Source organism: Bradyrhizobium sp. USDA 326 (assembly GCF_049739485.1).
Lineage (GTDB): Bacteria > Pseudomonadota > Alphaproteobacteria > Rhizobiales > Xanthobacteraceae > Bradyrhizobium.
Genome location: NZ_JBMGQA010000001.1, coordinates 3,381,898 through 3,400,394 on the forward strand (window position 1 = coordinate 3,381,898; position 18,497 = coordinate 3,400,394).

23 protein-coding genes are annotated in these 18,497 nt (G+C 64.7%); 17 read left to right on the forward strand and 6 right to left on the reverse strand.

Translation table 11 applies throughout. From position 1 onward, the window contains the following. Window positions 1-53: 53 nt before the first annotated feature. Together ABIG06_RS16090 and ABIG06_RS16095 are read right to left on the reverse strand one after the other, a co-directional pair. Complete coding sequence (locus ABIG06_RS16090; RefSeq protein WP_018316216.1) at window positions 54-602, reverse strand: sigma-70 family RNA polymerase sigma factor; 549 nt, start codon at window positions 600-602, stop codon at window positions 54-56. Next, a complete protein-coding gene (locus ABIG06_RS16095; protein ID WP_199752298.1) occupies window positions 602-832 on the reverse strand; it encodes a NepR family anti-sigma factor in 231 nt (76 codons plus the stop codon). The genes ABIG06_RS16090 and ABIG06_RS16095 overlap by 1 nt, the downstream gene beginning before the upstream one ends. Before the next feature lie 218 nt (window positions 833-1,050). Between ABIG06_RS16095 and ABIG06_RS16100 the strand changes: the two genes are divergently transcribed. The 11 genes from ABIG06_RS16100 (at window position 1,051) to ABIG06_RS16150 (ending at window position 10,847) form a co-directional block, all read left to right on the forward strand. Further along, window positions 1,051-1,857 (forward strand): response regulator, encoded by an 807-nt coding sequence (locus ABIG06_RS16100; protein ID WP_370137767.1) that lies wholly within the window; start codon window positions 1,051-1,053, stop codon window positions 1,855-1,857. 163 nt (window positions 1,858-2,020) lie between these two features. Beyond that, window positions 2,021-2,620, forward strand: a complete 600-nt coding sequence (locus tag ABIG06_RS16105) for a nuclear transport factor 2 family protein (RefSeq protein WP_370137769.1) — start codon at window positions 2,021-2,023, stop codon at window positions 2,618-2,620. 252 nt (window positions 2,621-2,872) lie between these two features. Next, a complete protein-coding gene (locus ABIG06_RS16110) occupies window positions 2,873-3,295 on the forward strand; it encodes a hypothetical protein (protein WP_124163290.1) in 423 nt (140 codons plus the stop codon). Window positions 3,296-3,407: 112 nt separating this feature from the next. Next, on the forward strand, window positions 3,408-5,285 hold the full coding sequence (gene htpG / locus ABIG06_RS16115; protein ID WP_370137772.1) for a molecular chaperone HtpG: 1,878 nt from the start codon (window positions 3,408-3,410) through the stop codon (window positions 5,283-5,285). Between the two features lie 130 nt (window positions 5,286-5,415). Continuing rightward, a complete protein-coding gene (locus ABIG06_RS16120) occupies window positions 5,416-5,700 on the forward strand; it encodes a DUF3551 domain-containing protein (RefSeq protein ID WP_124163288.1) in 285 nt (94 codons plus the stop codon). A 9-nt stretch (window positions 5,701-5,709) separates the two neighbouring features. Beyond that, on the forward strand, window positions 5,710-6,003 hold the full coding sequence (locus tag ABIG06_RS16125) for a DUF3551 domain-containing protein (protein WP_370137774.1): 294 nt from the start codon (window positions 5,710-5,712) through the stop codon (window positions 6,001-6,003). Between the two features lie 226 nt (window positions 6,004-6,229). Then, entirely contained in the window at window positions 6,230-8,038 is a 1,809-nt protein-coding gene (locus ABIG06_RS16130; RefSeq protein WP_370137776.1) for a long-chain-acyl-CoA synthetase, read from the forward strand. A 143-nt stretch (window positions 8,039-8,181) separates the two neighbouring features. Further along, the gene (locus ABIG06_RS16135; RefSeq protein WP_370137778.1) at window positions 8,182-8,427 is read left to right on the forward strand and encodes an acyl carrier protein; all 246 of its coding nucleotides are present in this window, start codon (window positions 8,182-8,184) and stop codon (window positions 8,425-8,427) included. Continuing rightward, a complete protein-coding gene (locus ABIG06_RS16140) occupies window positions 8,414-9,796 on the forward strand; it encodes a class I adenylate-forming enzyme family protein (protein ID WP_370137780.1) in 1,383 nt (460 codons plus the stop codon). The genes ABIG06_RS16135 and ABIG06_RS16140 overlap by 14 nt, the downstream gene beginning before the upstream one ends. Continuing rightward, window positions 9,789-10,511 carry an SDR family NAD(P)-dependent oxidoreductase gene (locus ABIG06_RS16145; RefSeq protein WP_370137781.1) on the forward strand — a complete coding sequence of 241 codons (723 nt, stop codon included), beginning with the start codon at window positions 9,789-9,791 and terminating at the stop codon, window positions 10,509-10,511. Before ABIG06_RS16140 ends, ABIG06_RS16145 begins: the two co-directional genes overlap by 8 nt. A gap of 126 nt (window positions 10,512-10,637) precedes the next feature. Then, window positions 10,638-10,847 (forward strand): hypothetical protein, encoded by a 210-nt coding sequence (locus ABIG06_RS16150; protein ID WP_370137782.1) that lies wholly within the window; start codon window positions 10,638-10,640, stop codon window positions 10,845-10,847. Between the two features lie 105 nt (window positions 10,848-10,952). Here the strand turns inward: ABIG06_RS16150 and ABIG06_RS16155 are convergent, their stop codons facing one another. Further along, window positions 10,953-11,351: a hypothetical protein gene (locus ABIG06_RS16155; RefSeq protein ID WP_370137783.1), complete on the reverse strand. Its 399-nt coding sequence runs from the start codon at window positions 11,349-11,351 to the stop codon at window positions 10,953-10,955. 210 nt (window positions 11,352-11,561) lie between these two features. Between ABIG06_RS16155 and ABIG06_RS16160 the strand changes: the two genes are divergently transcribed. Then, complete coding sequence (locus tag ABIG06_RS16160; protein ID WP_370137784.1) at window positions 11,562-12,707, forward strand: DUF3095 domain-containing protein; 1,146 nt, start codon at window positions 11,562-11,564, stop codon at window positions 12,705-12,707. Between the two features lie 23 nt (window positions 12,708-12,730). Here ABIG06_RS16160 and ABIG06_RS16165 read toward each other — a convergent pair whose 3' ends face one another. From ABIG06_RS16165 to ABIG06_RS16175, 3 genes are all read right to left on the reverse strand, one after another. Next, entirely contained in the window at window positions 12,731-13,165 is a 435-nt protein-coding gene (locus tag ABIG06_RS16165; protein WP_370137786.1) for a DUF2147 domain-containing protein, read from the reverse strand. A gap of 105 nt (window positions 13,166-13,270) precedes the next feature. After that, on the reverse strand, window positions 13,271-14,656 hold the full coding sequence (locus ABIG06_RS16170) for an MATE family efflux transporter (RefSeq protein ID WP_370137788.1): 1,386 nt from the start codon (window positions 14,654-14,656) through the stop codon (window positions 13,271-13,273). 81 nt (window positions 14,657-14,737) lie between these two features. Further along, window positions 14,738-15,265, reverse strand: a complete 528-nt coding sequence (locus ABIG06_RS16175) for a GNAT family N-acetyltransferase (RefSeq protein WP_370137790.1) — start codon at window positions 15,263-15,265, stop codon at window positions 14,738-14,740. A gap of 245 nt (window positions 15,266-15,510) precedes the next feature. Here ABIG06_RS16175 and ABIG06_RS16180 point away from each other — a divergent pair, with 245 nt between their 5' ends. The 5 genes from ABIG06_RS16180 (at window position 15,511) to ABIG06_RS16200 (ending at window position 18,497) form a co-directional block, all read left to right on the forward strand. Then, window positions 15,511-16,107, forward strand: coding sequence for a superoxide dismutase (locus ABIG06_RS16180; RefSeq protein ID WP_027573470.1), 597 nt, complete (start codon window positions 15,511-15,513; stop codon window positions 16,105-16,107). Between the two features lie 246 nt (window positions 16,108-16,353). Next, the gene (locus ABIG06_RS16185; protein WP_370137792.1) at window positions 16,354-16,962 is read left to right on the forward strand and encodes a permease; all 609 of its coding nucleotides are present in this window, start codon (window positions 16,354-16,356) and stop codon (window positions 16,960-16,962) included. Further along, on the forward strand, window positions 16,959-17,459 hold the full coding sequence (locus ABIG06_RS16190) for a hypothetical protein (protein ID WP_131869035.1): 501 nt from the start codon (window positions 16,959-16,961) through the stop codon (window positions 17,457-17,459). Before ABIG06_RS16185 ends, ABIG06_RS16190 begins: the two co-directional genes overlap by 4 nt. A gap of 43 nt (window positions 17,460-17,502) precedes the next feature. Beyond that, entirely contained in the window at window positions 17,503-17,739 is a 237-nt protein-coding gene (locus tag ABIG06_RS16195; RefSeq protein WP_370137794.1) for a hypothetical protein, read from the forward strand. 2 nt (window positions 17,740-17,741) lie between these two features. Further along, complete coding sequence (locus ABIG06_RS16200; protein ID WP_370137796.1) at window positions 17,742-18,497, forward strand: metal ABC transporter ATP-binding protein; 756 nt, start codon at window positions 17,742-17,744, stop codon at window positions 18,495-18,497.

The window sequence follows — 18,497 nt, forward strand, 5'->3', positions numbered from 1 at the left end:
CCGTGGAAGCGGCCGTCTTCATCTCGTCCCGATGATCCAATCGACGCCGGCTATCAGCCGCCGCTGCCGCCGATCACGGCCCGCACGGTCTCATCGGGCCCGAAATCCTCGGCGCCGTCGACATAGAGCAGCGCGGCGAGCTTCGAGCGGGCGCGGTTCACGCGGCTTTTGATGGTACCGACCGCGCAGCCGCAGATCGAGGCCGCGTCCTCGTAGGAGAAGCCGGACGCGCCGACCAGGATCAACGCTTCACGTTGATCCTGCGGAAGCTTGTCGAGCGCCGTGCGAAACTCTTCGAATTCGAGATGCGCATTCTGCGAAGGCTGGGTCTTCAGCGTCTTTGCGTAGTTGCCTTCGGCATCCTCGACCTCGCGCCGCCGCTTGCGATAGTCGGAACGGAACAGGTTGCGCAGAATCGTGAACAGCCAGGCCGGCAGGTTGGAGCCGGGCTGGAACGAGTCGATGTTGGCAAGCGCACGCAGCAGCGTCTCCTGCACCAGGTCGTCGGCACGGTCCGCATTGCCGCTGAGCGAGATGGCGAAGGCGCGCAGACTAGGGACTGCCGCCAAGATGTCGTTACGCAGGGAGTCCGTGAGAGGCATTAGTCCCTCCCATTGTTGTCGTTGGATCCGCCCTCATTTTCCACGTGGGGTGTCGCCCCCGGCGCATCAAGCTTCTTGATCAGTTCTGCGAACCGATCCGGAACCCCCTGTCGTACGACATCGTCGTACATGGCGCGCAACTGGTGCCCGATCCGTGATTGGATCTCCGGAGTGAGGCCTCCCTTGCCGGGGGTCGTGCTTCTGCTGGCTTGAGACTTGAGATCTTTCATGACCTGTTCCACGTTTCCCCGAGTTAAGTGACTGCAAATTCGAGAGGTTTTCTCAACCGGGAGCCGTTCCCTGGATAGGCACAATTCCAGGTCAGCGAAAAAGTTCCCAGCTCAGCGGAACTTTTCTTGACCTGATGCGTAATCAGCCCAGCAGGGGAACCCGGGCCCCCCGCGTGACTCCTGGACCTCAAGGCTGGCCCGAAGACGAAGGAGTGGGGATGTCCCGTTCACAGCTTGTTGCTGAACACTTGCCGTTGTTGCGCCGGTATGCGCGCGCCCTGACCGGCAGCCAGGCCTCCGGTGACGCCTATGTCGCAGCCATGTTGGAAGCCATGCTGGGAGATCCGTCGGTGCTCGACGAGAGCCATGGGCCTCGGGCCGGCCTGTTCCGGCTGTTCACGCAGATCTGGAATTCGGTCTCGGTCAACGAAGATGCCGAGGTGACGACCCTGCCGATGCCGCCGGAGCGGCGGCTGTCGAACATCACGCCGCTGCCGCGTCAGGCCTTCCTGCTGCTTTCGCTCGAGGGCTTTTCGGAAGAGGAAGTCGCCTTCATTCTCGGCACTGACGTCGCGGAGACGCGGCGTCTCGCAGATGCGGCCGGACGCGAGATGGCGGCCGAGATTGCCACTGACGTGCTGATCATCGAGGACGAGACCTTCATCGCCATGGACCTCGAGAGCCTGGTGAAGAATCTCGGCCACAACGTCGTCGGCGTCGCGCGCACCCATGCCGATGCGGTGGCGCTGGCCAAGAACAAGCGGCCCGGCCTGATCCTCGCCGACATCCAGCTCGCCGACGGCTCCTCGGGCCTGGACGCCGTCAACGAGTTGCTGTGCACCTTCGAGGTGCCGGTGGTGTTCATCACCGCCTATCCGGAGCGCTTCCTCACCGGCGAGCGTCCCGAGCCGGCGTTCCTGATCTCAAAGCCGTTCCAGCCAGCGATGGTATCGGCGGTCGCGAGCCAGGCGCTGTTCTTCCAGCGCAATTCGCGCAATCGTGCGCCGAAGGCACCGGCGGCGTAACAGGGCGCTGGTGGCCCTGCCAGTTGGGAAGTGATTTGCTCCGGCGTGCTGCAAGGCACGCCGGATTTTTCATGCTCTCTGGCACGCTTGACGGCCGTGGAATTCACCGCTCATACGTCATGCAGCGGCTCCGCTTGCGGCCGCGCCAATCGGAGATGTGTCCATGGACCAGCCGCTGCTCGACCGCCTCGCCATCCGCGACCTCGTCGAGAACTGGGCGGTGTGGCGCGACGCCGGCGACTGGGAGCGATTTGCCACGGTCTGGCATGACGAGGGCTGGATGTCCGCCACCTGGTTTCAGGGGCCGGCGCGGGATTTCATGCGGGTCAGCCAGGAGGGGTTTGCCAAAGGCGTGCGCATCCTCCATTTCCTCGGCGGCACCAGCATCGATCTCGCGGGCGAGCGAGCCATCGCCCAGACCAAGATGACGATCTCGCAGCGCGCCCTGGTGCACGACGTGCTCTGCGACGTCGTCTGCACCGGCCGCTTCTACGATTTCCTGGAGAAGCGGCAAGGCAAGTGGGGCATCGTCCGTCGCCAGCCGATCTACGAGAAGGACCGGATCGATCCGGTCGATCCCGCCGCGACGCTGCGCCTCGACCAGAAGGCGCTCGCCGCGCTCCCCAAAGGCTACCGCCACCTCGCCTACATGCAGGAGCTGATCGGCTACAGGGTCAAGCGCGACATGCCCGGCCTCACCGGCCCGGAAGTCGAGAAGCTCTATGGCGAAGGGCGGGAATGGCTCGCGGCGAAGGCGAAGTAGGCGCCAGAAAAAAAAAGTAAGGCGCGACTGGCATCACCACAGTCGCGCCCTACGTCGCCGGCTTATGGGGCAGGGGGGAATAGCCGGCTGCTGAGACGACTCCCGACTGTCAGAGTCGTTCCACGGCTAGCGAAATATTTCGCTGACCTGCGGCATTTTTCGCACACGGTTAAGTGATCGTAACGGCCGAGAACCGCCGATCCTGCGGCGGCGTTGTTCCCGCGATCGCCATGGGGCGAGGGATCGACGGTCATGTCGCAGATTCAAAAGGTTTTTTTAGGCACCATTGCGATCGTCGCAACGCTCGGTGCTGTGCAATTGGCCTCCGGACATGACTTGGCTGATCGCTGGCAGGCGATCGCCGACACATCCAGCCACAGCTCGAACCTCGCCCCGAGCCAGAACGTCAATCGCGCCGCGAAGGCGGACCGGCTCGCCGAGATCAAGCCGGCGCCGGTTCCGACCCGCACGGTGTCGATGCGGCTGAACGACCTCCCCGATACGTCCGTGCTGCTGCGGGTGCCCGCGGTGATCGAGACCGGCAATGCCAAACAGCCAGTGCTGCTCCAGAACCAGCAGAAGGTTCGCAGCAAGCCGACGATCGCCTGTGAGCCGATGGTCAGCTCCCTGACCGAGGTCGCGAAGCTGCTCCAGCCCGGCCGTTGCGTGACCTGATCCGCGCCTTCCGTGACGGCGATCCTCCGGGCGGATACTTCACGTCCTCTTGATCCGCCGTGGCCTCGCGCTATATCCGGGTTCCTCCCTTTTGTTTTCACCGGGTAAGCGCATGACGACGTCAGATACGGCTGTGCATATGCAGCCTTTCCAGGCCGAAGTTTCCGAACTGCTGCATCTGATGGTGCACTCCGTCTATTCGGAAACCGACATCTTCCTCCGCGAACTCATCTCCAATGCCTCCGATGCCTGCGACAAGCTGCGCTATGAGGCCATCGAAAGTCCCGCCCTGCTGGGCGAGGGTGACGCGCTCAAGATCCGCATCATCCCCAACAAGACGGCCAAGACGCTTACGATCGCCGACAACGGCATCGGCATGGAGCGGCAGGAGCTGATCGACCATCTCGGCACCATCGCCCGCTCCGGCACTAAGGCGTTCGTGTCCAAGCTGAAGGAGGCCAAGGACGGTCTCGGCCTGATCGGCCAGTTCGGCGTCGGCTTCTATTCCGCCTTCATGGTCGCCGAGAAGATCGTCGTGATCAGCCGCCGCGCCGGCGAGAGCGATGTCTGGACCTGGAGCTCCCAAGGCGGCTCCGGCTTCGAGATCGCCCGGGCCAGCGACGAGGAAGCGGCGCGCGTGATGCGCGGCACCGAAATCGTCCTGCACCTGAAGGACGACGCCAAGAAATATCTCGAGACCTACGAGATCGAGCGCATCGTCACGGCCTATTCCGACAACATCCTGTTCCCGATCGAGCTCGTGGCCGAAGAGGGCGAGCCGCGCCAGATCAATTCGGCGAGCGCGCTTTGGCAGCGCTCCAAATCCGAGCTGACGGCAGACGACTACAAGAAGGCCTATCAGCAGATCGCCTCCGCCTTCGACGATCCCGCGATGACGCTGCACTACCGCGCGGAAGGGCGCTACTCCTACGCCGTGCTGCTGTTCGCGCCCTCGACCAAGCCGTTCGACCTGTTCGAGCCGAACCGCAAGGGACGCGTGAAGCTCTACGTCCGGCGCGTCTTCATCACTGACGACGCCGATCTGTTGCCGGGCTATCTGCGCTTCATCCGCGGCGTCGTCGACAGCGAGGATCTCCCGCTCAACATTTCGCGCGAGATGCTTCAGAACAATCCGCAGCTCGCGCAGATCCGCAAAGCCGTGGCGACCCGGGTCGTGTCCGAGCTCGAAAGCCTTGCCGATAAGGACCCGGAGAACTTTATTAAGATCTGGGACGCCTTCGGCGCGGTGCTGAAGGAAGGCATCTACGAGGATTTCGAGCGGCGCGAAAAGCTGCTCGCGCTGTCGCGCTTCACCACCACGTCGGGCGAGAAGCGGTCGCTGAAGCAGGTCATCGCCGATTTCAAGCTGAACCAGACCGAAATCTATTATCTGGTCGGCGACAGCATCGAGCGGCTGAAGTCCAATCCGCGGCTGGAAGCCGCGACTGCGCGCGGCATCGAGGTGCTGCTGCTGTCCGATCCCGTCGATGCCTTCTGGACTTCGATGCCGTCGGAGTTCGAAGGCAAGCCGCTGAAATCGCTGAGCCAGGGTGATCTCAATCTCGACCTGATTCCGCGCGTCGACGAGGCGGACGAGGCGAAGAAGGACGAGCCCGCCGCGGATGAAGCGGCCACCATCGCCGTGATCAAGGCCGCGCTCGGCGAGCGCGTCAGCGACGTCAAGGCCTCGACGCGGCTCACCAGTTCAGCCTCCTGCCTCGTCGCCGACAGCCAGGGCCCCAGCCGCGAGCTCGAGCGCATCCTGTCGCAGCAGAACCGCGGCATGAAGACCAAGCCGATCCTCGAGATCAATTTGCGCCATCCGCTGGTCACCGCGGTCACCAGGGCGCAAGCCGGCTCGAAGGTCGTCGACGATCTCAGCCTGCTCCTGCTCGAACAGGCGCAGATCCTGGACGGCGAATTGCCGGAAGATCCGGCGGCGTTCGCGGCAAGGCTGAATCGGCTCGTGCTGCAGGGGCTGGGCGCCTAGCGCCGCAGCCCCACCGTGCTCACCTTGCCGTCATCTTTTCTCCAGGAACAGTCGCGTCCGCCGTGATGTTATGGCATATGATGCCGCCAGCCCCCGATCCGCCGGCGGCTACTGACTTGAGGACGCGTCCATGCGCTTGCCGATCTTGACCCTCACCGCGATTGCCACGCTGTTCGTCGCGGCAGATGCCAGCGCCCAGACCTATGATCCGCGCTATCCGGTGTGCATGCACGTCTATACGCCCGGCGGCTTCGGCGGTGGCGGCGGTGGGGACTATTTCGACTGCTCCTTCACCTCGCTGCCGCAGTGCCGCGCCACCGCGTCGGGCCGCTCGGCGAGCTGCGATCTCAACCCCTATTACGCCTTCGACGAACCGCCGCCGCCGCCGCGCCGGCGCCACAAGAAACAGCACTAGCAGTCGGCGATGCGGTTCTCCCGGATATTCGCCTCGCGTGGTTCGCTCGGCCTGGCCATGGCCGTCGGTGTCCTGCTCGCCGCCGCCCCGTCGTATGGGCAAACCTTCGATCCCCGCTATCCCGTCTGCATGCACGTCTATTCCGGTGCGAATGGCGGTGGCGGGGACTGGTACGACTGCTCCTTCACCTCGCTGCCGCAGTGCCGCGCCACCGCTTCGGGCCGCGCCGCGACCTGTGACCTCAATCCGTACTACCCGGTTAACGCGCCGCCGCAGCATCTGCGTCACAGGCGAGCCGGCTAGCGCCTAACGGGTCGCCGCTTCCGCTTCGCGCGTGTGCTGCAACTACTGCTGATCCCAATCATTCCGCCCACCTTGCGCCAGCCGATTCACGCCAGCCCTCGGCTCGGTAAGGAATGAATAGCGTTAATCGCGCACTAACCGGCTTTTACCCTGCCCCTTAACACCTGGGCAGGCGGCGCGGGCTAAGCTTGGACAACCAGCAGCCACGGCCCGAGAGAATAACGGCATGACCACCGGTATCATCATCGAGCAAGCGAAAGCCGCGCGCGCGCCGTCGGCGTCAAAGATCTGGCTGAAGGCCATCGAGCTCACAGCACGGATCGAGACGCTGCCGGGCCGGCTGTTCGCCGACGTTGTCGACGATTGGGCGCGGCGCCAGCCTGGTCGCATCGCGCTGGTCATGGATGACGCAGCGCTCGACTATGAAGGCTTGTCGAAGCGCATCAACCGCTATGCACGCTGGGCGCGCTCGGTCGGCGTGGCCAAGGGCGATACCGTTGCGCTGATCATGCCGAACCGTGCCGACTATGTCGCCGCCTGGCTCGGCATCAGCCGGATCGGCGGTGTGGTCGCGCTGATCAACACCAAGCTCGTCGGCCAATCGCTCGCGCATTGCCTCGATGTCGCAAAGCCGGCGCACATCATCGTCGCGCACGATGTGATGGCGACGCTGGAGAGCGCGAAGCCCTATCTGAAGACAGAGGCAAAGGTCTGGACCCACGGCGATGCCCGCAGCCAGCGCGCGATCGACGTCGCTCTTGCCGTCCTCGACGACGGTCCGCTCTCGCCGGACGAACATGGCGGCGTCACGGTCGACGACCGTGCCTTGCTGATCTACACGTCAGGCACCACCGGCCTGCCGAAGGCCGCCAGCATCAGCCACCGCCGCATCCTCAACTGGGGCTTCTGGTTCGCCGGCCTCGCCGGCGCGACGCCGCAGGACCGGCTCTACGACTGCCTGCCGCTATTCCACTCGGTCGGCGGCATCGTCGCGCCGTGCAGCATGCTGGCTGCCGGTGGCTCGGTGGTGATTGCTGAGAGGTTCTCGGCTTCGCACTTCTGGTCCGACATCGTCCGGCATGACTGCACGATATTTCAGTATATCGGCGAGCTCTGCCGTTACCTGCTGAAGGCGGCGCCGTCGGAATACGAGAACCGGCACCGCCTGCGGCTCGTCTGCGGCAACGGCCTGCGCGGCGACATCTGGGAAGATTTCCAGGCACGCTTTGCCATTCCACGCATTCTCGAATTCTACGCGGCGACCGAAGGCAATTTCTCACTGTTCAATGTCGAGGGGCAGCCGGGCGCGATCGGGCGCATTCCACCGCTGCTTGCGCATCGTTTTCCCGCCAGTCTCGTCAAGCTCGACCCCGACAGCGGCATGCCGCTGCGCAATGACGAGGGCTTTTGCATCGCCTGTGCCCGCGGCGAGGCCGGCGAAGCCATCGGCCGGATCGGCACCGCGGACGAGGGCGGCGGCCGCTTCGAGGGCTACACCGATGCCGGTGAGACCGAGAAGAAGGTCTTGCGCAACGTCTTTGCCAAGGGTGATGCCTGGTTCCGCACCGGTGATCTGATGCGGATCGACGACAAGGGGTTCTTCCATTTCGTCGACCGGATCGGCGACACCTTCCGCTGGAAGGGCGAGAACGTCGCGACCTCGGAGGTGAACGACGCCGTACGCGATTTCGCCGGCGTGGTTGACGCCACCACCTACGGCGTCGCCGTCCCCGGCGCTGATGGCCGCGCCGGCATGAGTGCGATCGTCGTGAACGAGGGCTTCGAAATCGCCGCGCTGCCTGCGCATCTCGCGCAGCGGCTGCCGGCTTATGCCCGTCCCGTCTTCATCCGCATCTCGCGCGAGCTCGATGCGACCGAGACGTTCAAGCAGAAGAAGGGCGATCTCGCGCGCGAGGGATTTGATCCGGCTGCGATCTCCGATCCGCTGTTCATGCTCGATCCGAAATCCGGCACCTATGTCACGCTGGATGCCAATACATTTGCCGCAATCGTCGACGGTGCGATCCGGCTGTAACGGCAACAAAATCCGTCAGATAGGTCCAATTTTATCTGCATTGTCCAAGAAGCCATTTACTTCTGTCGGGTAGACAGACGGCCATGGGGAGGCGGTCATCAAGAGCCGCCGCAACACGAACGATAACGAAAAGCGAGCCAGCCATGTCGGTAAGGTCAAAGGTCATTGAAGCGATCCAGCAGATCGCCAAGGAGCAGCACGTCACGCTGCCCGCACTCTCGGACGATCTGTCCCTGCACGAGACGGGCTTCGACTCGCTCGCCTTTGCAATTCTTGTGGCGCGCCTCGAGGACGAGATCGGCGTCGACCCCTTCACCATTTCCGAGGACGCAGCGTTCCCCGCCACTGTGGGCGATTTCGTGCGGGCCTACGAAAATGTCCCCGCGTGAGATCTTTGCGTTTCGCGACCATCTCGGCGCGGAGCTGAAAGGCCGCACGATTTCCGATGCGCACGATGTCGTGTCGCTGACCGACGTCCTGTCGCACACGGTTCTGGGCGGCCGTCTGCGCGAGCTGGCGGGCCGCGCCGTGCTGCTCAAGCTGTCCGACCAGCTCCGGTCAGGACTTGCCATGATCGAGCTCGACGGCATCGCCCGCCGCATGCTGCTGTGTCCGCCCGATCTCAACCCGGCGCATCTCGACTCGTTGATCGCTGATGCCGGCATCGATGCCGTCGTCACCGACGAGCCCGATCGCTGGGTCGGCACCGGCGTTCCGCTGGTCGTCACCGCGCATTTGCCGCTTCAAGCTACCGCGCCGGCCACGAGCGAGCGTGCGACCGAATGGTTGATGTTGACTTCGGGCACCTCGGGCGTGCCAAAGATCGCCGGTCATATGCTGGAGGCGCTGACCGGAGCGATCGTTGCCGAAGGTCCGACGCGCGGTCCGGCGCCGGTATGGGCGACGTTCTACGACATTCGCCGCTACGGCGGCCTGCAGATCTTCCTCCGCGCCATCCTGTCCGGCGGCTCGATGGTGCTGTCCGATCCGCATGAAGCGCTCGGCGACCATGTCGCTCGGTTGAATGCGAGCGGCGTCTCGCATATCTCCGGCACGCCCTCGCATTGGCGCAAGCTCCTGATGAGCGGCGCGGCCGCGCAATTCGCCCCGGCCTATGTCCGCCTTTCCGGCGAGATCGCCGACCAGGCTGTGCTCGATGGCTTGAAGGCGGCGTTCCCCAATGCTTCCGTCGGCCACGCCTATGCCTCGACCGAGGCCGGCGTCGGCTTTGCCGTGAATGACGGGCTGGAGGGCTTTCCGGCCGACTATCTCGGCAACCGCAACGGCGTCGAGATGAAGGTCGTCGACGGCTCGCTGCGGATCCGCTCGGCGCGCACCGCGCATGCCTATGTCGGTCGCGATGCGGCGGCGCTCACCGATGCCGACGGTTTTGTCGACAGCGGCGACATCGTCGAGCTGCGCGGCGACCGTTATTACTTCGTCGGCCGTCGCGGCGGCATCATCAATATCGGCGGGCTGAAGGTCCACCCCGAGGAAATCGAGGCGGTGATCAACCGCCATCCCGACGTGCGGATGTCGCGCGCGAAGTCGCGCCGCAGCCCGATCACCGGCGGCATCGTCGTCGCCGACGTGATCCTCACTGAGGGCATCGATCCGGCGCGTGCGAAAGAGATTCGCGACCGGATCCTGGAGCAGTGCCGCGCCCAGCTCGCGTCCCACAAGGTGCCGGCGGTGATCCGCTTCGTCGAGGCGCTCGACGTCACCCCGGCCGGCAAACTGGCGCGCACCGATGCATAACGTTCTGGTCACCGGCGGCAGCCGCGGTATCGGCCTTGCCATTGCAACGCGCCTCGTCGGCGGTGGCTTCAACGTGATCGCGGCGGCGCGGCGCGAGAGCGACGAGCTCAGGGCGGCGATCGCCGAGTCCGACGGGCGCCTGCATCTCCGCGCCTGCGATCTTGCGGTGATCGATGCAATACCGGCCTTCGCAAAGCTCGTGCGCGACGAATTCGGCCCGATCTACGGCCTCGTCAACAATGCCGGCCTCGGCACCGAAGGCTTGCTCGCCACCATGCACAATTCCGAGATCGCGGCACTGGTGCAGCTCAACGTTCTGTCGCCGATCATCCTCACCAAATATGTCGCGCGGCAGATGATGGCCGATGGCGCCGGTCGCATCATCAACATCTCCTCGATCATCGCGACCACGGGCTACAATGGCCTCTCGGTCTACGGCGCGACCAAGGCTGCCGCCACCGGCTTCACCCGCTCGCTAGCCCGGGAGGTCGGCAAGCTCGGCATCACCGTGAACGCGATCGCACCGGGTTTCATCGACACCGAGCTCACGCACAATCTCTCCGACGAGGGACGCAAGCGCATCGCCGGCCGCAGCGCGCTGCGTCGCCTGCCGCAGACGGACGACGTCGCACGCATGGTGGAATATCTGCTGGGGGAAGGCGGCCGCAATGTCACCGGAACGGTGTTCACCGTCGACGCGGGGAATACGGCATAAGCGGAACTCAGTCATCATGATCGCGTTGATCCGGCACAATGACATTCAGCCGGATTTGGTCGTAAGATGCCCCGCAATCGGTTGGGTTACGTCAATCGATCTGCCCTAATCGACGGGGAGCAGTCCATGACCACGCCGAACATGACCGCTTCAAATCGGGGCTGCACGGAAAAATCCCGTGCGAAGTCGGACGATGTCCACTGCCCGCCGATGTCGCATCAGAATTCCGGCAGTCACGGGCATGAAATATACCCGCAGGAATTCGTGCGCCTTGTCGGCTGCCATGATGCGTCTCTCGATCCGCTGCGCAAGCGTCAGGACGTGAAGCTGCACTAGAGCATGATCCGGAACGGTGTGCAGCGGCTTTCCGACGAGATCATGCTCACACGGATGAACCAAAGCGCGATGACGATCCATCCAGGCTCATCACGCGTCAACTGTTCACGTCCGCTGCTTCGGTAAGTCCTTCGGCAGGTCAATCCGTTCGTGTGAGAATTCGGGCGGCCCTTCGGTGAGGCGGCGGATGCGGCGCTCGCGTTCGTCCGCCGGCAACGCCGGGTCGAGCAGCGTCTCGATCTCGTGGACGGCGATCTCCTCGATCCTGGTGGCCTCCGATTCGATCGGGTGCACCGGCGTGAGGACCGGCGGCGGGATATTCAGGCCCAGCTCGATCAACTTGCAGATCGCATCCGAGCGGGTCAGGTGATGAGCTTCAGCCCAGGCGTCGACGGCTGCCGTCAGCCTCTCGGGCATTTTCACCGCGCTGATCGGGTCGATACCCGTGCGCCGGCGGACCGGCGAGGTGGAGTCCTTGTTGCCGAAGTCGGGCACCTCGATCATCCCATGCAACCCCTTGGAGCTGAGCGACGATATCCGGTCTCCCTCGGCGGTCGTTTGATGCCGATCAATGATCCCGCCGCGGCGTTGCAACGCTGCCGTATCTTGTTGTCAGGGTCGGTTTCGGCCAATGATTGTATGGGGCGCCGGTCAGCGAACCCGGATCGATCCTGCCACGTATTTGTTTCGCACTCCAACCATCCGGCATCCCCGATGACCTCTGGCGAATCCTTCTATGGCGGCATTCCGGTGTTCCGAGGCTTCACCAGCCTGATGGACCCTGCGCTGTATTCGCCGCTCCCGGACGACTGGAGCATCGGTGTTGCCGACATCGTCGATTCGACCAGGGCGATCGCGGCGCAGCGCTACAAGGCGGTCAACATGGCTGGCGCCGCCGTGATCGCGGCGGTGACGAACGCGTTGGGAGGACGCGAATTCCCCTTCGTGTTCGGCGGCGACGGCGCAAGCTTCGCGGTTGCGCCAGACGATCTCGAACTTGCCCGCGAGGCGCTGGCTGCGACCGCGACCTGGGTGCGGGAAGATCTCGATCTGATCATGCGCATCGCGCTGGTGCCGGTCAGCATCATTCGCGCTCAAGGCCTTGACGTGCGCGTCGCCCGCTTCGGGCCGTCGGCAAACCTGTCCTATGCGATGTTCTCGGGCGGAGGACTCGCTTGGGCCGACGCCGCGATGAAGCGTGGCGAGTTTGCGGTCACGGCGGCGCCCGCCGGCGCACAACCGGACCTCTCGGGCCTGTCGTGCCGCTTCGAAGTGATGCCGGCTGCGCGCGGCCTGATCCTGTCGGTGCTGGTGATGCCGGTGCGCGGCGTCGATCCGCACGCCTTCCGAAAGGTGATCGAGGACATCATCCATCTCGTCGAGCGCAGCCCGGAAGGGGGCCGTCCGGTGCCGCCGCAGGGGCCGCCGCTGAAATGGCCGCCGCAGGGGGTGGAATTCGAAGCCCGCACCAGGCGCGGCGGTTCGCTGCTCGCGCGCAGGGCCAGCGTGCTGGCCTATACGCTGTTCGCCTATCTGATCATGCGCTTCGACATCAAGATCGGCGGTTTCGTGCCCAGTCTCTACAAGCGCCAAGTCGTCGAGAACTCCGACTTCCGCAAGTATGACGACGGCCTGCGCATGATTCTCGACTGCACCCCGCAGCTCGAGCGACTGTTGAGCGATCGTCTCGCGGCAGCCGCGCGCGACGGCATCGTCCGGTACGGCCTCCATCCGCAGGATGCCGCGATGATGACCTGCTTCACGCCGTCGGCGCTGCGCAGCGACCACGTCCACTTCATCGACGGCGCCCGAGGCGGCTATGCCTCGGCGGCGACGGCGTTGAAAGCGATGATGGCGTGAGAAGATCGCGTCCGGGGCACAGACTACCGTCCCGCGCGCGTCCAGGTCTCGCCGCCACAGAGCGCCCCGACGCAGCCTTCGACCCGCAGCGAGTCCGCGCCAGTCAGGCTGATGTTGCTCGCATAGGTGCTGCCGTCGTCGGCATTGTAGATCTGCCCCGACCATTTGTTCGGACCTGCGGACTGCATGTCGCTGAACAATGGCAGGCCGATCATCGGGCGTCTTGCGAGCGCGGGATTGGGATTCTTGCTGTCGGTGGCGGGCTGACCGGTCGAGGTGTCGTAGGGCTCGCGCAGCCAGACGATGTGGCCGCAGATGCCGCCGCCGCATTTGCTGATCTTCACGCGCGCGTCGCCCGCCTGCGTGAGCCAAGTCCCATCGGCGCTCTGCGCACGAGCGCCAGATGTGCCAAGCAACGCGGCGAGGAGGACGCTGAGAGCTGCGAATCTGGACGTCATGGAAGGCCCCCAAAATGGAGCGCCTCCATAGCAGCCCGGTAGGATAGTGCAACGCCGGCTGGAATCACTTTCCTGCGTTCAACGGCTTGAACGATTTGCCTGCGCTCATTTGCCCCATCGCACGAAGGCGACCGAGGCCGCGGTCGACAGTCCGAACGCCACCATGGCGCCGCCGACCAGCGCGAACAAAGTCCAGGCCGGAGCTTGCGCAGCCATGAGTCCGACGCCGCCGATCGCCACGATCAGGAGCCGCGCCGTCGAGGCGAGCACGGGCCCGCCGACGCGTGCCGCGCCCTGTGACGAGAAGTATAACGACACACCCATGCCGAAGAACACGAAGGCCGGACCGGCCCAGTGGAAATAGCTGTGCGCAGCGGCGGTGACGCCGGGATCCCGCGTGAAGAGCCCGACCCACAGCGACGGAGCGAGCGCAACGGTGAGGCCGATCAGGCCGACCGTGAGTCCGGAGGCCGCAGCCGCTGCCCAGGCCACATGCCGCGCGCGCTTCACATGCCCGGCGCCCATCGCCATGCCGACCATCGGCACCGAGGCGATGCCGAAGGCGAAGGTGATCGGAATCAGCAGAAATTCCAGCCGCGATCCGATGCCATAGCCTGCCAGCATCTCGGTGCCGAAGGTCGCGAGGATTTTTGTGAAGATCAGGATGGTAAGCACGGTCTGGAGCGGCGACAAACAGGCCACCGCGCCGACTTTGAGGATGTCCAGGAACATCGCGCGCTCGAAATGAAACGCTCGGATGTCGAGCGGCAGCCGGCTGCGCCCGGACAACAGATACCAGAGGAAGAAGATCGCGGCGCAGCTGAACGCGATCAGCTGCCCGCTCGCGACACCCGGCATGCCGAATCGCGGCACTCCGAACAGGCCGAGCCCGAGGGTGCCGCCGAGCACGATCTGCAGCGCGCTCGCGCCGATCAGAATCATCGAAGGCAGGCGCATGTCACCGGTGCCGCGGATCACCGAGGCCAGCGTGTTGACGAGCCAGATCGCGACCGCGCCGGAGAACAGCACCTGCGAATAGCCAACGGCTTCCTCGAGAACGCGCTCGCGGCCGCCGAGCAGCGCGAAGAGGGAGCGGCCGAAGGCGAGCATCATCACCGTGAAGAACAGCCCGCCGCAAAGGCCGATGATGGCGGCATGCAGCGCCAGCGTCGCGGCGCGGTCGCGATCCCCGGCACCGAGCGCGCGGCTGATCGCAGAGGAGACACCGCCGCCCATCGCGCCCGCGCTCATCATCTGCGTCAGCATCGCGAACGGAAACACCAGTGCGATCGCGGCGAGCGGAATGGTGCCGAGCCGGCCGATATAGGAGGTCTCGGCGATCGCAACCAGCGTGCTGCCGACCATCGCGATCATATTGGGAATCGCGAGCCGCAGCAGCGTCGGCAGGATCGGCGAGGTCAGGAGGCTGGCGATGGGGGAGGCAACCGGCGCAACCGGCGGGACGGCGTCTGCAGGGGCGTCGATCGTCATGTTCACCGGGTGGAATATTAAATGATGATCGACATATTATAAGACGAGCGGCAGCCGGTGCAGCCCTCGCTCACGCAGGGCTCACCACGGCAGGCCGCATAGGTCGATTGTTCCGAGCGTCGGAGCGCGCACGATGTCGAGGACATAGGGCGCCATGTAGTCGAAGCGGATCCGCCCCTCCGGCTGCTCGCAATAGACCTCGCCTTTGAACGGCTGCCACTTGCGGGCCTCGTAGAACGCGAAATTATGCGGCTCGCAGAACAGCAGCCCGAAGCGGACCGCCTCGTTGGCGCGCATGGTATGCACCGCGGCGTCGATCGCGATGGTCGCATAGCCGCGGCCACGCCGGTCCTCGCGCGTGGAGACGCCGCCGATGCCGCCGATATGAACCTTCTGTCCATTCCAGGTGATGGTGCGGAAGTAGATGCCGACATGGCAGACGAGGCCGTCCTCGGGCGTCTCGACCAGCACGCGGAGATCGGCATTGGCCCATTTGACATGAGCCCAGGGCTTGCCTGCGACCAACTGCGGTGCCCAGACCGCCTGAAGTAGCGGCTCGGCCATCGGCCACGAGGCGTCGCCGTTCAATATGTCGATCTCGATGCTCATGGCTCTGTCCTTCGCAACGTCGGTGCGCAGGGCATTGGTTCTGCCATAAGCGCCTCAAAGGCAATGATATTTTGTATTGAGCCACCACGACCGCGCAGATGTCCGCGTGCTGCGACGATTTTATGCAATTGTGCCAAGCGTCCCGGTCACGCGTTTTCGAAATTCTGAGGTATTTAATGGCGGCGGAACCTTCTATAAGGGGTGACCGTTAGAACTCGTTCCCCACCAGTTGCGGACAAGAACCCATGACCTTTACGCTGCCCCCACTCCCTTACGCCTATGACGCCCTCGGCCAGTACATGTCGAAGGAGACGCTGGAATATCATCACGACAAGCATCATCAGGCCTACGTCACCAACGGCAATAACGCGCTCAAGGGGACCGAATGGGAAGGCAAGTCCCTTGAAGAGATCGTCAAGGGCTCGTTCGGCAAGAACCCCGCGGTGTTCAACAATGCCGGCCAGCACTACAACCACATCCACTTCTGGAGCTGGATGAAGCCCAATGGCGGCGGCACCAAGCTGCCCGGCAAGCTCGAGAAGAAGATCAACGAGGACCTCGGCGGCTTCGAGAAGTTCAAGACCGACTTCCAGGCGGCCGGTGTCGGCCAGTTCGGCTCCGGCTGGTGCTGGCTCCAGGTCAAGAACGGCAAGCTCGAAATCTCCAAGACCCCGAACGGCGAGAATCCGCTGGTGCACGGCGCCACCCCGATCCTCGGCTGCGACGTCTGGGAGCACTCCTACTACATCGACTATCGCAATCGCCGCCCCGACTATCTCAAGGCGTTCGTCGAGAACCTCGTGAACTGGGAATACGTGGAGTCCCTGTTCGAGAAGGCCTGAGTTCTCACCTCGTCATTCCGGGATGGTGCGCCAGCACCAGACCCGGAATCTCGAGATTCCGGGCTCGCGCATCGCGCGCCCCGGAATGACGGAAGTCAAAAAAGGCGGTCGCGTCAGCGGCCGCCTTTTTTGCTGTGCGGAATTGCCCTGCACGGTGCGCGTATCGGCCTGTGATCGTTCCGTTTGCAACGCCCGGCCGGCGCTCCTAATCAGAACGGGCCATCCCATCGATCCCGACCGAGCCCGTTGTCAGAACCTTCCCCGAAAGACCCGGCTGCCGAGGACGCAGACTCCGAGCCGCGGCCGGGGCGCGTGCGCAAGCCGATCGGCTGGTCGACGATCATCATCGCAGTCCTGGTGGCGGTGAGCGCGGCGCTGGTCTGGCGGCGCGACGGCGCCGACGGCGTCCTCGACATTCTCACCCACGACCTGTCGCTGTTCGGCGGCATCCTGCCGCGCGTGCTGGCCGGTTGCCTGCTCGGCGCCTTCATCTCCGAGATCCTGCCGCACGAAAAGGTCTCGCGCTCGCTGGGGCCGAAATCCGGCCTGATGGGCCTTCTGATCGGCACCGCCTTTGGCGCGATCCTGCCGGGCGGTCCCTTCACCGCCTATCCCGTGGCCAGCGCGCTGCTCGCGGTTGGCGCCGATTTCGGCGCCACCATCGCCATGGTCGTGAGCTGGACCCTGATCGGCTACGGCCGGGCGGTCGCCTGGGAGATCCCGATCATGGGCACCGATTTCACGCTGTGGCGGATCGTGATCTCGCTGCCGCTACCGGTGCTCGCAGGTGCCCTCGGCCGCTTCGTCTATGTCAGGCTTTATCCGAAGCCGCTCGCGAAGGAGGACGAGAATTGAGCGCAGCGCTTCTGATCGACATCTTGTTGTGGGGCTCGGTGCTGGGCGTCGGCCTGATCGCGTTCCGCCGCGGCCCTCCCGTGTTCAAGGCCTCGCTCCGCGAAGGCTCGATGGACTTCATCAACATCGTGCCGCGGATCGCGCTAGGTGTGATCGGCTCCGGCTACATCGCCGCCATCATCCCACAGGAGGTCATCACCGGCTGGCTCGGCCCTGACAGCGGTTGGTTCGGGGTCGCGGCCGCCGTGGTCGCCGGCGCCGCCACGCCGGGCGGCCCGGTGATCGGCTTCTCCATCGGCACCGTGGCGCTGAAGTCCGGCGGCGGGGTGCCCCAGGTGGTCGCCTATGTCGTCGCCTGGGCCCTGTTCGCGTTCCAGCGCGTGATTTTGTGGGAAATCCCGTTCATGCCGGCCCGTTTCGTCTGGTTCCGCTGCGCCGTATCGGTGCCGTTCCCGTTCGTGGCCGCCGCCATCGCGATGGTGATCGGCAAGCCGTGAGCCGGCGTGGACAGGCGGAATGTTATAATATAACGTTGTTGGCATGGTTCCCGCCGCGTCCCGTGCCCATCATCATGACCATGCCCACGGCAACGCCCATGGATACGGGCATGCGCACGGGCGCGACCACAGCCATGCCCATGTTCATGATGCGGCGTCTCCGCATCCGGCCCAGACGGCGCCCTGGTCGATCCTGCGCATGACCATGGCGGGCCGTCTCGCGGCTGCCGCCGCCGTTTGTGCCGTGCTCTGGGGCGTCGTTCTTCTGGCGATGAGGTGAGGATGGCGGCGCTGCATTTCCACAACGTCACGCTGGGCTATGACCGTCATCCGGCGGTGCACCATCTCAGCGGCGAGGTCGCCCCGGGTGCACTTGTCGCCGTGATCGGCCCGAACGGCGCCGGCAAGTCGACCCTGCTGCGCGGCATCGTCGGCATCCTCAAACCGCTCGATGGCACCATCCATCTCGGCGGCCTCGATGCCCGCGACATCGCCTATCTGCCGCAGAGCGCGGAGATCGACCGCAGCTTCCCGATCTCGGTGTTCGACTTCGTGGGCACAGGGCTGTGGCGCGCGACTGGCCTGTTCGGTGGCATCGGCAAGGCCGCCCGCGAAAAAATCCTCGGCGCGATCACGTCCGTCGGCCTCAATGGCTTCGAGAACCGCCCGATCGGCACGCTCTCGGGCGGCCAGATGCAGCGCGTGCTGTTCGCGCGCGTGCTGCTCCAGGATGCGGGCCTGATCGTGCTCGACGAGCCCTTCAACGCCATCGACAGCAAGACCACGGCCGATCTGCTCGCGCTGGTGAAGCAATGGCAAGGCGAAGGCCGCACCGTGCTCGCCGCGCTGCACGACATGGAGATGGTGCGCAACCATTTCAGCGAGACGCTGGTGCTGGCGCGCGGCCCTGTGGCGTGGGGCCCGACCGCGGAGGTGCTGACGCCGGAAAACCTGATCGTTGCGATGCGGATGTGCGAGGCCTTCGACGACAGCGCCGCGGCCTGCGCGGCCGATGATATCAGCTCGCGGGCGGCTTGA